This is a genomic window from Pseudomonas sp. PAMC25584 (genome assembly GCF_058135675.1).
In genome coordinates this window covers 6,213,347-6,227,406 of the sequence record NZ_CM176870.1, presented here as the reverse complement: position 1 = coordinate 6,227,406, position 14,060 = coordinate 6,213,347, and the positions used below count along the sequence as shown (strand labels likewise).

General features: G+C 64.6%; 13 protein-coding genes. 7 read left to right on the top strand and 6 right to left on the bottom strand.

Features of this window, described 5'->3' with window-relative positions; all coding sequences use genetic code 11:
• Positions 1 to 76: 76 nt before the first annotated feature.
• The 6 genes from ACS5Q8_RS29215 to ACS5Q8_RS29190 are packed head-to-tail and all read right to left on the bottom strand — an operon-like array spanning position 77 to position 5,763.
• The gene (locus tag ACS5Q8_RS29215; protein ID WP_247408497.1) at positions 77 to 1,009 is read right to left on the bottom strand and encodes a phosphatidate cytidylyltransferase; all 933 of its coding nucleotides are present in this window, start codon (positions 1,007 to 1,009) and stop codon (positions 77 to 79) included.
• 1 nt (position 1,010) lies between these two features.
• Positions 1,011 to 1,631 (bottom strand): lysophospholipid acyltransferase family protein, encoded by a 621-nt coding sequence (locus ACS5Q8_RS29210; RefSeq protein ID WP_247408496.1) that lies wholly within the window; start codon positions 1,629 to 1,631, stop codon positions 1,011 to 1,013.
• Between the two features lie 9 nt (positions 1,632 to 1,640).
• The gene (locus tag ACS5Q8_RS29205; RefSeq protein WP_443694267.1) at positions 1,641 to 2,084 is read right to left on the bottom strand and encodes a hypothetical protein; all 444 of its coding nucleotides are present in this window, start codon (positions 2,082 to 2,084) and stop codon (positions 1,641 to 1,643) included.
• A complete protein-coding gene (locus ACS5Q8_RS29200; RefSeq protein WP_465159697.1) occupies positions 2,074 to 3,372 on the bottom strand; it encodes a phosphatase PAP2/dual specificity phosphatase family protein in 1,299 nt (432 codons plus the stop codon). Before ACS5Q8_RS29200 ends, ACS5Q8_RS29205 begins: the two co-directional genes overlap by 11 nt.
• Before the next feature lie 2 nt (positions 3,373 to 3,374).
• Positions 3,375 to 5,129: a bifunctional alpha/beta hydrolase/class I SAM-dependent methyltransferase gene (locus ACS5Q8_RS29195; RefSeq protein WP_465159696.1), complete on the bottom strand. Its 1,755-nt coding sequence runs from the start codon at positions 5,127 to 5,129 to the stop codon at positions 3,375 to 3,377.
• A 10-nt stretch (positions 5,130 to 5,139) separates the two neighbouring features.
• Positions 5,140 to 5,763: a CDP-alcohol phosphatidyltransferase family protein gene (locus ACS5Q8_RS29190; RefSeq protein ID WP_426102238.1), complete on the bottom strand. Its 624-nt coding sequence runs from the start codon at positions 5,761 to 5,763 to the stop codon at positions 5,140 to 5,142.
• Between the two features lie 319 nt (positions 5,764 to 6,082).
• Here ACS5Q8_RS29190 and hflK (ACS5Q8_RS29185) point away from each other — a divergent pair, with 319 nt between their 5' ends.
• From hflK (ACS5Q8_RS29185) to ACS5Q8_RS29155, 7 genes are all read left to right on the top strand, one after another.
• Complete coding sequence (gene hflK, locus ACS5Q8_RS29185; protein ID WP_465159695.1) at positions 6,083 to 8,008, top strand: protease modulator HflK; 1,926 nt, start codon at positions 6,083 to 6,085, stop codon at positions 8,006 to 8,008.
• Between the two features lie 12 nt (positions 8,009 to 8,020).
• On the top strand, positions 8,021 to 9,010 hold the full coding sequence (gene hflC, locus ACS5Q8_RS29180; protein WP_276195545.1) for a protease modulator HflC: 990 nt from the start codon (positions 8,021 to 8,023) through the stop codon (positions 9,008 to 9,010).
• Positions 9,007 to 10,041, top strand: coding sequence for a protease modulator HflK (gene hflK, locus ACS5Q8_RS29175; RefSeq protein ID WP_465159694.1), 1,035 nt, complete (start codon positions 9,007 to 9,009; stop codon positions 10,039 to 10,041). Before hflC ends, hflK (ACS5Q8_RS29175) begins: the two co-directional genes overlap by 4 nt.
• Positions 10,038 to 11,924, top strand: a complete 1,887-nt coding sequence (locus ACS5Q8_RS29170; protein WP_276195543.1) for a cation-translocating P-type ATPase — start codon at positions 10,038 to 10,040, stop codon at positions 11,922 to 11,924. The genes hflK (ACS5Q8_RS29175) and ACS5Q8_RS29170 overlap by 4 nt, the downstream gene beginning before the upstream one ends.
• A 115-nt stretch (positions 11,925 to 12,039) precedes the next feature.
• Positions 12,040 to 12,291: a BufA2 family periplasmic bufferin-type metallophore gene (gene bufA2 / locus ACS5Q8_RS29165; RefSeq protein WP_247404852.1), complete on the top strand. Its 252-nt coding sequence runs from the start codon at positions 12,040 to 12,042 to the stop codon at positions 12,289 to 12,291.
• A 64-nt stretch (positions 12,292 to 12,355) separates the two neighbouring features.
• Complete coding sequence (gene bufB / locus ACS5Q8_RS29160; protein ID WP_443694272.1) at positions 12,356 to 13,201, top strand: MNIO family bufferin maturase; 846 nt, start codon at positions 12,356 to 12,358, stop codon at positions 13,199 to 13,201.
• Positions 13,192 to 13,980, top strand: coding sequence for an HvfC/BufC N-terminal domain-containing protein (locus ACS5Q8_RS29155; RefSeq protein ID WP_276195542.1), 789 nt, complete (start codon positions 13,192 to 13,194; stop codon positions 13,978 to 13,980). Before bufB ends, ACS5Q8_RS29155 begins: the two co-directional genes overlap by 10 nt.
• The last annotated feature ends 80 nt before the right edge of the window (positions 13,981 to 14,060 follow it).

The following is a 14,060-nucleotide window of genomic DNA, read 5'->3' as shown; positions in this document are numbered from 1 at the left end:
ATCGCATTGTGGGGGGATGTTTATGGGGGGCGGGGATTCACATTTTGATCTTCGTCAGGCTTGAGGGCGCTGTTTGTCAGGTCCACCAGTAGCGCACCAGGTGAAAGAAGATCGGCGCCGCAAAGCACACCGAATCCAGCCGATCGAGCATCCCGCCGTGCCCTTCGATCATATGCCCCCAGTCCTTCACGCCACGGTCGCGTTTGATCGCCGACATCACAATGCCGCCGGCAAACCCCAGCAGGTTGATCAGCAGCGCAATCAGGAACGACTGCCACGGGTTGAACGGCGTGGTCCACCACAGCGCGGCGCCGATCAGGGAGGAGAGCAGGATGCCGCCGACAAAGCCTTCGACGGTTTTCGACGGTGACAGGTTGGGCGCGATCTTGTGTTTGCCAAACAGCTTGCCGCACACGTACTGCAGCACGTCCGACAGTTGCACCACGATCACCAGGTAGGCGATCAGCAGCAGGTTGCGGCCTTCATAACCGGGGATGTCGAGGGTGAGCAGGGCGGGCACGAAGGACACGCAGAACACCGCGATCATCAGGCCCCATTGCACCTTCGACGCACGCTCCAGGAAGTGCGTGCTGTCGCCGCCGAGGGAGGCGAGGATCGGCAGCAACAGGAACACGTACACCGGGATGAAGATCGAGAACAGCCCGTACCAGTCGGCATAGATCAGCAGGTATTGCAGCGGCAGCGCCAGGTAGAACGCGGCCACCAGGGCCGGGTAGTCGCTGCGCCGGGTGGGGGTGAGGGTGAGGAATTCGCGCAGGGCGTAGAACGAGACGGCGTAGAACAGCAGGATCACTGCGCCGGTGCCGAGCCAGAAGGCGATGCCGATCACCACCACCATCACCCACCAGGCGTTGATGCGGGCATTGAGGTTGTCGATCACCGCATTCGGCGTGCCACGGGTGCGCAGCTTGAGGATCAGGCCGATCAGCGAGGCGAGTACCAGGATCGCGCCGATCCCACCGAACAGCATCAGGGTTTGGCTATCCATGTCAGGAATGCTCCGGGGCGAGGGCGAGCAGGGCGTCGCGGGTGCGGGCAAGGAAGGCAGCTTTGTCTTCGCCGTCTTCCAGTTGCAGTGGGGCGCCGAAGCTGGTGGTACACAGCAAAGGCAGCGGTAGGACGCGGCCCTTGGGCATGACCCGGTTGAGGTTGGCAATCCACACCGGAATCAATTCCGCCTGTGGGTAACTTTTTGCCAGGTGATACAGGCCGCTTTTAAACGGCAGCAAGCCGTCTTCCAGATTGCGTGTGCCTTCGGGAAAGATGATCAGCGAGTCGCCGCCTTCCAGCGCGGCGAGCATGGGCTGCAAGGGGTTATCCACAGGGTCTTTGCGTTCACGGTCGATCAACACGCCGTTGAATACGCGGCGGATGATGTAGCGGCGCAGCGCACTTTTATTCCAGTAGTCACTGCCGGCCACCGGGCGCGTGAATTTGCGCAGGTTCTGTGGCAGCGATGCCCACAGCAACACGAAGTCACCGTGGCTGCTGTGGTTGGCGAAGTAGATGCGTTGCACCGGTACCGGCGCGCAGCCCAGCCACAGGCTGCGGGCACCGGTGACGGTACGGGCCATCGAGGTAATCAGGGTGGCAACCACGGGTTCGAACATGGGGATTCCTTATCCGGTGAAAGGTAGCCAAGGGCTGGCGAGGATCACGCCCAAGGTCAGCAGCACTTGCGCGCCGAGCAGCCAGGCTTGCTTGCGCAGCAGTTTGAGGGCGCCGCGACGGCGTTCGGGCCAGGGCCGGCCGGCGCGGTTGGGCGACTGCAGGCCGAGGGTTTGCAGGGCCTGGTCGAGGTCCGGGGTGCGTTCGGTGTCGCGGGCGAGCAGGGTGAACAGGTCGGCGTCGAAGGCCACGCGCAGCGCCCAGTACTTCTGCAGCAGGCCGAGGATAATCATCCACAGGCTGAGCAGTAGGCAGATCGGCGCGACGCTGGCCATCAACAGTTGCGCCAGGCCGAATAACACGCCCAGCAGCGTCAGACCTGTGGATAACTGATCCAGTGAGCGGCCACGGCGCAGCAGGCTGGCGACGACTTGGAGTTCCATATCAACAGGCATGGGGCAAGGCCTCCAAGGCATGGCGATGAGCGGGATGCAGGACCACCTGGGCCCGTGCTGTACGAATAATAGCCAGTGCTTGGTCCACCGTGGCGGCGCGTCCGCTGTGCAGCAGCCAGGCGGCGACGGCGGTAGCGCTGCGCGAATAGCCGAGGGCGCAGCACACCAGCACCGGGCCGCTGGCGCGCAGGCGCTCGATGGCTTGCGCTGCTTGCAGGCATTCGGCGGGTGTCGGCGCGATCAGGTCGAGTACGGGGATGCCTTGATAGGCGCGGCCCTGTGGATTAATCGGCAATTCCGCGCACAAATCGACGATGGCCTTGAATGCACCCTGTTCGCGCGCGGTAGGTAGCCGCCCGAGCCAGACGTTATCCACAATCAGGTCGGGTTGTGGATGCGTGCGCGTCCACCACCGCGAATTGAGCCACGCCGCCGCCAGATACGGTGCATACAGCCAACGCGCGGCGGGGGTCAGTTGACCGTCGGCACGTTTCTGGAAACCTGGCGCGCCGAGACCGACGTAATTCGCCATGATCAGCCCCAGGGCCAGCGCTGGCCACAGTAGCCACAGCCACCCGCCGCCCAGGGTAAACGCGAGGATGATCAGCCCCAGCGCGCCCAGGCCGTAGCGCAGCCCCAGCCGCCAGCGTGTGGAATCGCGGGTCAGCCGCGCATTCAACAGCGGGCTCGGATGTTCCAGCGGCCACAGCCACACGCACAGCCAACCCGCCAGGGCGCCTGTGGGTAAGTCGATAAAGTGGTGTTGATAAGTGGTCAGCACCGAAACCCCGATCAGCGCGAACCAGCCATGCATCAGCCAGCGCCACACGCCCTGAGTATGACGTTGGTACATGATCCACAGGATCACCAGCAGCGCGATATGCAGCGACGGCGCCTGGTTGAACGGTTTGTCGAAACCGGCCAGCACGGCGAACAGCCAGCCGAACACGCCGTCCAGCTCCGGCCTTTCGAAGGTGAAGCGCAGCGGCCAGATCAGGAAGCAGCTCACGGCGATGAGCTGCGCACTCAGCAGGCGCAGCGCATGTTGCTTCAGTTCATGGCGGCTGTTGGGCAGCAGCAGGGATAAACCGTAGAGCAGGTCGATGGTCCAGTAGGGCACGATGGTCCAGGCCCAGAACGGCATGTGGGTTTCCCAATCGAACACCAGTGTGCCGACGTCGCTGCGCTGGCTGGTGACCCATGTGGCAAAGCCATAGGTGCTGAAAAACAGCGGCGCCAACAGCAACAGCCACAGGAACGCGGGCTTTAACAGGCCGGGTTCGCGCATGTTCAGATCTTCTGCGCCAGGGACACGGTAAAGATGCCCCACTCATCCACCCGCTGGGTGATCTTGCGGAAACCGGCGGCTTCCACCAGTTGATCCATTTCTGCCTGGCTGCGCCGGCGCATCACCCAGGCCTGGCCCTGGCGATGGCTGGTCAACGCGCGGGCGATCAGTTCCAACTGCGGGTGCCACGGCTGGCCGGTGTAGACCAGATAACCGCCGGGCTCCACGGCTTCGGCCAGGCCCGCCAGCGAACCGCCGACCATGGCGTTATCGGCAAACAATTCATACAGCCCGGAAACCACCACCAACGTCGGCTTGGGCGCCAGCGCCGCCAAGTCCGCACGGTCGAACGCGTCGCCTTTGACGAATTGCGCGATATCCCCCAGGCCTTTCTCGCGAATCAGTGCGCCACCGTCGCGCACGTTGATGTCGCTGTAGTCGCGCAGCAGGATCGATTCCGGCAGCGGCGAAACGCCCTGCAAGGCTTCGAGAATGTAGCGGCCGTGGCCGGCGGCGATATCGACGATGCGCACTTCGCGGTCCGCTGTGCGCAACTGGGTCATGGCCCGGCGCAGCAGCTCTTCGACATTCAGCTTGCGCTGGCGAATGCCGCGCCAGCCGATGGAGTTGAGGTAGTTGGTGTCGATCATCCGGCCCAGCCGGCCTTTGCCGGTGGGCGTGTTGCGGTACACGTAGTCCAGGGTGCTGCCGGAGTCGAAACCGGTGTCGAAGCCCAGCTTCACGCCGTCCGACAGGTTCTTACCGAGGCCCATGCTGGCGCGGGTCATACGCCAGTACAGGTCGCGCAGGGAATTGCGCGGCAGCGGTGCGGCGAGGGATTCGGATTCGGCGCAGGTGGCGCCCAGCTTGTCGGCATCGAGCAGCGAGGCGCGGTCCAGCGGGTGCGCGAAGTTCTGCAGGATAAAACGCCGGGCGCTGCTCACGGCCACGGCGCGGTCGCGCTCGCCGAGGGTGTCGTGGAAGAAGCCAGGGAGGATATGCAGCTCTTTTTTCAGGCTGCCGAGGCGGTCGAAAAACTGTTGTTGGGGTTTGCGATGCACCACGAAATCGGAGCCGGAGATCAGCAGTTGGGTCGGCACCTGGATCGCCTGGGCATCGGCGACAACCCGGTCGGCCGCTTCGTACAGACCGAGTAGCACATTCACCGAAATCGCCTTGGTGATCAGCGGGTCGCTGTCGTAGGACGCGACGCGCTCCGGGTCGTGGCTGAGGAACTTGGCCTTGACGTAACTGTTGACGAAAAAGTTGCCGCGAAACTTGCGCATCAGCGCCAGGCCCGGCCGGGCGAAGGGCACGTACAGTTTGACGTTGAACGCCGGGGAGGCGAGCACGAGCGCGCGGATTTTCGGCGCGTAGTCGTGGACCCAGGTGGCTGCAATCACCGCGCCGACGCTTTGGGCGATGACTGCAGTATTTTCGGCCTCGACGCCGTAAGTGACGCCGATGTGGTCGCAGAAAGTCTGCACGTCGCGGGCGCTGGTGGCGAAGCTGGGGCTGTCGCCGCGCTCGCCGGGAGATTGGCCGTGGCCACGGGCGTCCCAGGCGAAGAAGTCGAACTGTGGCAGGTTCAGTTCATCGACCAGGTGGGCGATGCGCCCCGAATGCTCATGGCCGCGATGGAACAGCAGGATCGCCTTGCGCGGCTCGCCGTCCGCTGGGGCGGTAGCCGGCCAGTGCCGGTAGAAAAGCTCGACGCTATCATGGGTACTGAAGGTGTGTTCTTGCTGTTCGCGCATCGCAAAATCCTTATGCAGAAGGGGAAATGTGTTGTTCTTCTTTGAGGCCCTGACGCACCCGGTTGACCAGGGTGTAGGCGAGCAGGGCGGCGACCAGCCACATCACCGTATCGACCCAGCCGGCGCCGAGCCAGCCCAGCGCCACGCCGGTGGCCAGCACGCCGAGGACGAATGCCCGATCACTTTTGCCCATCGGCCCGTCGTAGCGCCGTGACGCGCCGACCATCGGCCCGAGCACCCCGGCGTATTCGCTGAACACTGCCAGCAAGGTCACCAGCAGCACCGGCGCCAGGCTGACGCCGGGGATCAGCGCAAAGGGCAGGATCAGCGCGCTGTCGGCGATCACGTCGCACAGTTCATTGAGGTAGGCGCCCAGGCGCGACTGCTGGCCGAATTCCCGGGCGAGCATGCCGTCGATGGCGTTGAGGGCCATGCGCATGATCATCCACAGCGGGATCAGCGCAAACACCCAGAGGTGTTGGGCAAAGCCGGCGATCAGCAGGCCGACCAGCAGGGAGATGACTCCGGCGAGCACGGTGATCTGGTTGGCGGTGGTGCCGTTGTCGTAGAGGCGCTGCACGAGGGGCCGCAGCAGGTTTTGAAACCGCGGTTTGAGCTGATAGATCGAAATCATGGGGGTGACGCTTCCTTGTCCGTGAACCCGCGAAAAACTGCTCGGGAGTGTGCCGATTAATCGTAGCCTGCACCAGTGATAGCGTGTGTTTATGGGGGTTTAGTCACGCTCCGGAGCGCGATGAAGAACATAAGTGGGAGGGGGGTTTCCCCCGATGGCGGCGGACCCGCCAACCCATGCATCAACTGACCCAGAGCCATCGGGGGTAAACCCCCTCCCACAGAGGGTCTGTGTGGCATGTGAATACGGTGTTTAACGAACACAAATTTCACGCATTGTGTTATATCGTAACGAATTATGTACAGGCGGGCATGAGTGGATGCAAGTGGATCTAGAAGCTGACGGCGCTTCGGTTGAAGGCCTGCCGCGTTTTCAGCAAGGGCTGTTCCATGCCCGTCGATTGAGGCAAGCCGGTATCAGCCTGACTGCGTTGGCCATCAGCGGCTGGGTGCTGGCGCTGTTTGTTGCGCTGTTTGCACCGGTGTCGATCTGGCCGGTGGTGTTGATTAACTGCGCGTGCGCGTTGCTGGTGCTGGTGGCCGGGTTGCAGTCGGCGTGGTGGGTTGCCGATTGGCGTGCCCAGGCGCTGGAAGCGTCGGCGCCCGAGTTACTCGCAGCAGAGGGCGAACCCGCCGGCTGGCAGGCGCGCCTGGTGGGGCGTTTCGGCCGAGGGTTGCTGGCCCAGATCGGCGCGCCGGTGTTGTGGCTCGGCGTTTGGTCGTTGTTCGCGCTGGTCAGCATCATCGAGTTCTGGAACCTGGGCTTGCCGGCGGCAGCGGTCGGCCAATCCGCAAGTATCGGCGCCGCGCTGGCCTTGGCCTTGGCCTTTGGCCTGCTGGTGTTCGAGCGGCGCCTGGCCCAGGCAACCGCCGCGCAATGGCCGGAAGCCGCGCAGTTGGCGCAACTGAGCCGGGTGGCGATTGGTTGCCTGGTGATCAGTGCGCTTTGCCTGCTGTTTGCCAGTGCGGCGTCGGTGTGGCCGCTGCGCCTGGCGACGCTAGCTGGGCTGTTGCCGGCGCTGGTCGCGCTGGAGTTTCTGTTAAGGGCTGTGCTGTCGCTGTTCAGCCCGCGCCAACCGCGCCTCGAACCGCGCTTGATGGCGCAGAGTTTTATCGCCGGGCTGCTGCGTTGGCCGCCGCAACCGCTGCAGGCCTTGCAGCACGAATTGCACAACCGCTTCGGCATCGACCTGCGCCAGATCTGGGCGTTTACCTACATGCGCCGGGCGTTTCTGCCGGTGCTGCTGGTGGTGCTGGCCGTCGGCTGGGCGCTGACGGGGGTGCATGAAGTGCCCCTGCAAGGCCGTGGGATTTATGAGCGCTTCGGCAAACCGGTGCACGTCTTCGGCCCGGGTCTGCACGCCGGGTTGCCGTGGCCGTTGGGCCGCGTGCTGAACGTGGAAAACGGTGTGGTGCATGAGCTGGCGACCAGTGTCAGCGAAGCCGCCAGCCCGGAACTCGCGGCGGCCGAAGGCCCGGCGCCGCTGATCGCCAACCGCCTGTGGGACGCCAGCCATGTGAATGACAAATCCCAGGTGATCGCCAGCAGCCGCGGCGACAAACAGAGCTTCCAGATCGTCAATATGGATGTGCGCTTCGTCTACCGTATCGGCCTGACCGACCAGGCCGCGCTTGCCGCCACCTATAACAGTGCGGATGTGCCGACCCTGATCCGCAGCACCGCCAGCCGTATCCTCGTGCATGACTTTGCCTCGCGCACCCTCGACGAATTGCTCGGCGAACAACGCACCGGCCTGGCCGAAGAGATCGGCCGCGCCGTGCAAGCGGACCTGCAAAAACTCGACAGCGGCGTGGAAATTCTTGCCACGGTGGTCGAAGCCATCCACCCACCGTCCGGTGCCGCCAACGCCTACCACGGCGTGCAAGCGGCGCAGATCGGCGCCCAGGCGCTGATCTCCCGCGAACGCGGCGCCGCCAGCGAACAAACCAACCAGGCCCTGCTGCAAGCCAGCACCGCCCGCGACCAGGCCCAGGCCACCGCGCGTGAGGTCAATGCCGGCGCCCAGGCGGCGGACCTGCGGTTTGCCGCCGAACAAAAGGCCTACGCCAGCGCCGGCAAAGCCTTCGTGCTGGAGCAGTACCTCGGCCAACTGACCCTGGGCCTGGCTCACGCCAAGCTGCTGATTCTGGATCATCGCCTGGGCGCCGACAGTGCGCCGACGATCGATCTGCGTTCTTTTTCCTTGCCGGCCGATCCCTCGGTGCCGCGTAAAGCCGTTCAATAAGGAGTCTGTCTGTTGAGCGCTCATTCTCACGATCATGGTCACCACCACCACGGCCACCATCACCACCACCACGGTGATGAACAACCCGCCGGCCCCTTCCCTTGGCGGCGCATGGCCTGGGCCGTGTTGCTGGTGCTGTTTGCGGTCGCGGCCGCGAGCCTCGTGCAGGTGCGGTCCGGCGAAGCCACGGTGATTACCCGTTTCGGCAACCCGTCGCGGGTGCTGCTGGAGCCGGGCCTGGGCTGGCGCTGGCCGGCGCCGTTCGAAGCGGCGATCCCGGTGGACCTGCGTCTGCGCACCACCTCCAGCGGTTTGCAGGACGTCGGCACCCGCGATGGCCTGCGCATCATCGTGCAGGCTTACGTGGCGTGGCAGGTGCAGGGCGATGCCGACAATGTGCAGCGCTTCATGCGCGCAGTGCAGAACCAGCCGGATGAAGCGGCGCGGCAGATTCGTACCTTTGTCGGTTCGGCGCTGGAAACCACGGCGGCCAGCTTCGACCTGTCCAGCCTGATCAATACCGATGCCAGCCAAGTGCGCATCGCCGATTTCGAAGCGCAGTTGCGCCAGCAGATCGATCAACAATTGCTCACCACCTATGGCGTGCGCGTGGCGCAGGTGGGTATCGAGCGGCTGACCTTGCCGTCGGTGACGCTCATCGCCACTGTCGACCGCATGCGCGCCGAGCGTGAAACCATCGCCACCGAACGCACCGCCGTGGGCAAGCGTGAGGCGGCGCAGATTCGCTCCGCCGCCGAGCGCGATGCGCGGATCGTGCAGGCCGATGCCACGGTGAAAGCCGCCGACATCGAAGCGCAATCGCGGGTCGAAGCGGCGCAGATTTATGGGCGGGCCTACGCGGGCAATCCCCAGCTGTACAACCTGCTGCGTTCGCTGGACACCCTGGGCACCGTGGTCACCCCGGGCACCAAGATCATCCTGCGCACCGACGCCGCGCCGTTCCGCGCACTGGTGGACGGGCCGAAGGACGTCCAGCCATGACCGAGCGTGACAGCCCGGACAGCCCGTGGATTCAGGCCGGGCGCCTGACGTTCATGGCGCTGTACGCGGTGACGGTGTTGGCCGCCCTGGCCTGGGCGTTTTCGAATGTGCGCCAGATCGACCCGCAGAATCGCGCCGTGGTGTTGCACTTCGGCGCGCTTGATCGGGTTCAGAATGCCGGGCTGTTGCTGGCGTGGCCGCAGCCGTTCGAGCAGGTCGTGCTGTTGCCGGCGGGGGACCGGGTGATCGAGCGGCGGATCGACAACCTGCTGCGTTCCGATGCCGCGGTGCAGGCCGACCGCGTGGCCAGTTTGGCCACGCCGTTGAGCGATGCCCTGGCCGGCTCCGGCTACCTGCTGACCGGCGACGCCGGCGTGGTGCAGCTGGATGTGCGGGTGTTCTACAAAGTCACCGAGCCTTATGCGTTTGTGTTGCAGGGCGAGCACGTGCTGCCGGCGCTGGATCGTCTGGTGACGCGCAGCGCCGTGGCCCTGACGGCGGCGCGGGATCTGGACACCATTCTGGTGGCGCGCCCCGAATTGATCGGCAGTGACAACGGCGCCGCCGAGCGCCGTGAACGGCTGCGCGGCGACTTGGTGCAAGGCATCAACAAGCGCCTGGCGCAGTTGACCGCCAGCGGCTTGGGAGTGGGTATCGAAGTCACCCGCGTCGATGTGCAATCGAGCCTGCCGAGCCCGGCGGTGAATGCCTTCAACGCGGTGCTCACCGCCAGTCAGCAAGCCGACAAAGCCGTGGCGAATGCACGGACCGACGCGGAAAAACTCACGCAAACCGCGAACCAGCAGGCTGACCGCCTGGTGCAAGTCGCCCACGCCCAGGCCAGCGAACGCCTGGCCAATGCCCAGGCGCAAACCGCTACTGTCGCCAGCCTGGCCCAGGTCAAAGACCCCGGCTTGCTGTTGCGCCTGTACCGCGAACGCTTGCCGAAGATTCTCGGCCAGGCCGGTTCCGTGACCACGGTCGATCCCAAAGACGACTCCCGCTTGATCATTCAGGGAGCCGAACAATGAGCGCGCCCATGCTGACATCCGCCGAGCAGCGCAGCGCCGCCCGGCAATTGACCCTGGCCATGCTCGCCCTCGGCTTGCTCGTGCTGGGCCTGGTGTGGCGCTGGCTGGCGCCGGACCAGAGCGGCGTCAGCCAGTTGCTGCTCGGTGTGGCCTCGCTGCTGGTGGCCGTGCCGGTGATGCGCTCGGCCTGGTACAGCCTGCGTTTTCCCAGCCTGCATGGCATCACCGACCAGCTCATCGCCCTGGCGATGCTCGGCGCGTGGGCCACGGGCGATCTGCTGACCGCCGCCTTGCTGCCGATCATCATGATCTTCGGCCATGTGCTGGAAGAGCGCAGCGTGATCGGCTCTCAGGAAGCGATCCATGCCCTCGGCAAACTGACCCGCAGCCACGCGCGCCTGGTGCAGGCGGACGGCAGCATCAGCGAGGTCGACAACGGCACGCTGAACACCGGCGACATCGTCGAAGTGCGCGCCGGCGACCGCGTGCCCGCCGATGGCGTGGTGCTGTCCGGCCAGGCCAGCCTCGACACGGCGCCGATCACCGGCGAATCGGTGCCGCTGGAAGCCAGCGTCGGCGTGCAAGTGTTCGGCGGTGCGATCAACCTCGACGGGTTGTTGCGCCTGGAGGTGACCCGCACCGGCAACGAGTCGACCCTGGGCAAAGTCATCGCCCTGATGCAGAACGCCGAGCGCTCCAAGCCGCCGATCACGCGCCTGCTGGAGCGCTACGCCGGCAGCTATATGGTGTTGGTGCTGTTGCTGGCGGCGGTGACGTGGTTTGTCACCCATGACGCCCAAGCGATGCTCGCGGTGTTGGTGGCGGCGTGCCCGTGCGCGCTGGTGCTGTCGGCTCCGGCCACGGCGATTGCCGGGATTGCCGTGGCGGCGCGGCATGGGATTCTGATCCGCAGCTCGGCGTTCCTCGAAGAGTTGGCGGACCTGACCTCGCTGGTGGTCGACAAGACCGGCACCCTGACCTTTGGCACCCTGCGTTTGCAGTCCATCGAAACCACCGCGCCGGACCGCCAAGGGTTGTTGAACCTGGCGGCCAGCCTCGGGTCGGCCAGCAGCCACCCGGTCAGCCGCGCGTTGGCGGGGTTGGCGACGCAGGAACAGCTGTTGGTGCTCACCGACATCCGCGAACGCCAAGGCCTCGGCGTGGTGGCCCAGACCGCGCAGGGCGAAGCGGCGCTGGGCCGGCCGGAGCTGTTCGAGCAGTTGGGCATCGCCACCACCCGCGTCCCCGACCATGATGGCCCGATTGCCGGGCTGGCCTTGAACGGTGCGTTCCTTGCCTGGCTGTTGCTCGCTGACAGCGTCAAACCTGAAGCGCGCCAGGCCCTGCAAGAGCTGCGCGACCTGGGCCTGGGTCGCCAACTGCTGCTGACCGGCGACCGTCAAAGCGTGGCCGACAGCCTGGCCCTCGACGTGGGCATCAGCGATGTCGAAGCCCAGGCTCTGCCGGAAGACAAGCTCAACCGCGTATTGGGGGAGATCCGCAGCGGTTTCCGGCCGATGGTGGTGGGCGACGGCATCAACGATTCCCTGGCGCTCAAAGCGGGCGTGGTCGGTGTGGCCATGGGCGCGGGCGGTGCGGATATCGCGCTGGCCTCGGCGGATGTGGTGTTGATTGGCAGCGACTTGCGCCGCCTGGGCACGTGTGTGCGCTTGAGTCGTCAATGTCGGCACACGTTGCAGGTCAACGTGATCATCGGCCTGGGCTGGACGCTGGCCATCGTGGTGTTCGCCGCGTTTGGCTGGTTGGGGGCTGCTGGCGCGATGATCGCGGCGGTGTTGCACAACCTCAGCACCTTGCTGGTGCTGGGCAATGCCGGGCGTTTGCTGCGGTTTCAGGAGCCGTTGTCGAAGCTGGAGAAATAACTGTCAGATTTTTTTCGAGGGTGCTGTAACGGCAAGGGGGCACCTCACTCTAGTGGTATGTCGGGACTGAGCATGCCGCTCAGCCGACCTAACCACGCTCTATGAGGATGACCCCATGACCATCAAAAACGCCATTTCCGGTGCTGCCCTGGCGCTCGCTGCTGCCACCCTGTTTGCCGGTGTCACCACCCAGGTACAGGCCGCCGACGCTGCGGTGCATTGCTACGGCGTCACCTCCTGCAAAGGCATGAATGACTGCAAGACCGCTGAAAACGCCTGCAAGGGCCAAGCGGTTTGCAAGGGTCATGGCTTCAAGGCCATGACTAAGGCTGCGTGCGACAAGGCCGGTGGCAAAGTCGGCGAGTAATCGGCCCCCGCGTACCCCGCAGCGGCCACCTGCCGCTGCGGACACGTTTGCCCAGGAGTGTCTGATGTCCATGTCCCTTCCGAGCCTGGGTTACGGCCTGGGTCTACGCAGTGAGTACTACCAGCAGATCCTTGAACAATCGCCGGCCGTGGATTGGTTCGAAGTGATCTCCGAGAATTACCTGGTGCAGGGCGGTAAAGCCTTGTACTACCTGGACGCGATCGCCGAGCGCTACCCGCTGGTGATGCACGGTGTGTCCCTGTCCATCGGCGGGCCCCATGCCCTCGATATCGATTACCTCAAGCAGCTCCAGCAACTCGCCGCGCGCATCCAGCCGGCGTGGATCTCCGATCACCTGTGCTGGAGCCGTGGCAGCGCGCACCAATTGCATGACCTGCTGCCCCTGCCTTACACCGAAGAAAGCCTGTATCACGTGGCCAGTCGTGTGTTGCAGGTGCAGGATGTGTTGCAGCGCCCGCTGGTGCTGGAGAACGTCTCCAGCTATGTGCGCGCCAAGGCGGATGAATTCACCGAGTGGGAATTCCTCAACGCGCTGACCCAATTGACGGGGTGCCAGTTGCTGCTGGACGTCAATAATGTGTACGTCAGCTCGCGCAATCACGGTTTTGATGCCTGGACGTTCATTCACAACCTGCCGCCGCAGAGCATCCGCCAACTGCATTTGGCGGGGCATATGGACTACGGCGATTACGTGGTCGATACCCATGACCATCCGGTGTGTGATCCGGTGTGGGCGCTGTATCAACAGACCCTGGAGCACCTGGGCCCGGTCTCGACGTTGCTGGAGCGCGATGACCATTTTCCGCCGTTCGAAGAGCTGCTCAGCGAGTTGGACAAGGCCCGCACGCTGGGTGCGACCGCCTTGGCCAGGAGAGCGTTATGCGCCTGACGGATTGGCAACTGGCCTTCGAAGAGCACTTATTGGCCGAAACCCCTGTGGCCGGCACTGGCTTTGCCGCCACGTTGCTTGGTGGTCCTACGCTGGATGTGGAAACGGGCCTGGCGATTTATCACAATGCCTACCTGTCGCGGTTGCAGGACGTGTTACGGCAAGACTTCGGCGCCCTCTGGTATTGGCTCGGGGATGACGAATTCGCCTCGTTGACCGAGGCCTACGTGCGTCGCTATCCCTCTGCCCACTACAGCTTGCGCTGGTTGGGCCAGCGGTTCGCGGCGTTTATCCAGGAGCACCTGGTGGCTGAGCAAAGCGCCCCGCTGTCTGAGCTGGCGCGGCTGGAGTGGGCCTTTACCCTGGCGTTCGATGCGCCGCCGGGTACGCCGCTGACCCTGGACGACATGGCGCGACTGTCACCGCACGACTGGCCGGGTTTGCAGGTCACCCTGGCGCCGACCGTTCAGCAGATACTCTGCCGCTTCAACAGCGTAGAGACCTGGCGCGCCGGCAAGGCCCAGTCGGACTTGCGCGCCGGCCAGCCCCTGGATACGCCGCAGATCTGCCTGGTGTGGCGCCATCAGCAGGTGTGCCGCTACCGCAGCCTGGAACCCGCAGAAACCTGCGCCTTGGCGGGTATGGTGACCACCGGCTGGTGTTTTTCAGAACTGTGCGCACAGTTGGCAGTCAGCTATGGAGAGGGTGCGCCCCTGCAAGCGGTCTCGTGGCTGAAACAGTGGATTCAGGACGGTTTGCTCGAACGCCGATTTTCATAAGCGCAGGTTATGAAATCGATAGCTTCCTACGTTGTCGTGGGATGGTCTACCCTCTTTCCAGACGTCTGAAACAAGGGGGG